The sequence below is a fragment of the Caldibacillus sp. 210928-DFI.2.18 genome (assembly GCF_020554505.1).
In the GTDB taxonomy this organism is placed as follows: Bacteria; Bacillota; Bacilli; order Bacillales; family Caldibacillaceae; genus Caldifermentibacillus; species Caldifermentibacillus hisashii.
In genome coordinates this window covers 1-515 of sequence record NZ_JAJCHL010000224.1, presented here as the reverse complement: position 1 = coordinate 515, position 515 = coordinate 1, and the positions used below count along the sequence as shown (strand labels likewise).

Sequence of the window (515 nt, the reverse complement as noted above, 5' to 3'; positions counted from 1 at the left end):
GGCTCACTCAGCGATAAAAAAGACGCAGCTATTTACCAAATTCAAGCTTTTGAAAGACAAATCAAAGACCTTCCTTACCGGTTTCTTGTTGTCCACTCAAACATTTTAGATCAACGAAAAGAGAAAACCCTAAATCGGGCGATCGAAAAGGAAGAAACAAAATTAAAAAAAGAGATAGAAAAACTGAGTAAAGTTCCCTTTCATTGTAAAGAAGACGCACTTGAGGCAATACAAGCTTTCAAGAAAAAACAAAAGACCTCCTATTTCTGTTATGAACTAAATGTCCAGATGAGTGATCAACCTGTCAAACGAAAAAAGAGGGGCAGACCCAAAAAAGGCGAACAGACAAAGCGAGAACAAGTCTATCAGATTCAACTGGAATCGTTTAAAAAAGATCGTGATTTTATCGAAAAAAAGAAGAAAAAACTTAGCACGTTTGTTCTAATCACGAATAAATTAGACGAGGAGACACTATCCAATCAAGAAGTTCTGAAAATTTATAAAGGACAGTCGGC

1 pseudogene is annotated in these 515 nt (G+C 36.1%); it reads left to right on the top strand.

Annotated elements, in window-relative coordinates:
* Nucleotides 1-515 (top strand): annotated as a pseudogene (locus LIZ98_RS17670) (IS1634 family transposase); the annotation flags it as partial.